This window comes from Weeksella sp. HMSC059D05, assembly GCF_001809725.1.
Lineage (GTDB): Bacteria > Bacteroidota > Bacteroidia > Flavobacteriales > Weeksellaceae > Weeksella > Weeksella virosa.
Genome location: NZ_KV798525.1, coordinates 1 through 1,035, shown reverse-complemented (window position 1 = coordinate 1,035; position 1,035 = coordinate 1). Strand labels below are relative to the sequence as shown.

General features: G+C 33.9%; 1 protein-coding gene. It reads left to right on the top strand.

The genetic code is table 11. The features are described 5' to 3' along the window. The first annotated feature begins 34 nt into the window (after positions 1 to 34). The gene (locus HMPREF2660_RS04365; protein WP_003013318.1) at positions 35 to 898 is read left to right on the top strand and encodes an aminoglycoside 6-adenylyltransferase AadS; all 864 of its coding nucleotides are present in this window, start codon (positions 35 to 37) and stop codon (positions 896 to 898) included. Positions 899 to 1,035: the final 137 nt, after the last annotated feature.

The following is a 1,035-nucleotide window of genomic DNA, read 5'->3' as shown; positions in this document are numbered from 1 at the left end:
CGTTGTACGACATAGTAAAACCGAACCAAACAAAATGAAAGTCAGAGAAGAAAAGTTAAGAACAATTATAGAATGGTCGGAGAAAAACGAAGATGTAAGAGTTCTTCTTCTGACAAGTTCACTTGTAAATCCTTTAGCACTTGTTGACGAATTTAGTGATTTAGACATTGAATTTGTTTTTGAGGATAATACAAATTACATTTCAGACAAAAGCTGGACGCTTAAATTCGGAAATCCAATTGCTATGATTGAAGAAGACGAAAGTTGTTTTAACCATAAACACGCAATGAAAATGCTACTTTATGAAGACGGTGTGAAAGTAGATTTTAAACTTTACAGCAAATCAAAATTTATAAAGGAAACGCAAGAGAAAGAATTACCAGAAGATTGGGATATTGGTTATAAAATTTTAATTGATAAAGATGGTATTACAAAGCAAATGCTGAAACCAACTTATCAAATTTCCATTATCAAAAAACCGTCTGAAAAAGAGTTTCAAAATCTAATAAACGATTTTTGGTGGGACACAACTTACGTGGCAAAGTGTCTTGTGAGAGATGAAATATTCTATGCGAAATTTATGTCGGAAACCGTTATTCGCACAGAATATTTAATTCCTTTAATTGAATGGCACATTGCAAGTGAACACAATTGGAACATAACGACCAATAAATATGGACGACTTTTCAAAAAGTATCTTAACCAGGAAATGTGGGCTAAAACAGAACAAACATTTTCAGGGAGCGATATAAAGGAAAATTGGACTGCTCTATTTTCAATGACTGATTTAGTTTCAGAAATAGGAACTGAATTGTCAAAAAAATTAGAGTACAAATACCCGGATAAATTAGAAAATGACATACGAAAATATTTAGCTGGACTAAAACCCAAAACATAACTACGTCGTACAACATCGTATTGGCAATAGGCGGGCTGAACGGCTTCGTATCAACGGAAGTGCAAAATTCAACTTCTGTTCTTCGATTAAAGTTCAGTGCTAAAAATCCCGCCCATCGCCAATACGCGGCACGTTGT

Excerpts from the sequence above, each read along its gene's own strand:
- HMPREF2660_RS04365 (WP_003013318.1), top strand. The coding sequence starts at position 35 with ATGAAAGTCAGAGAAGAAAAGTTAAGAACAATTATAGAATGGTCGGAG.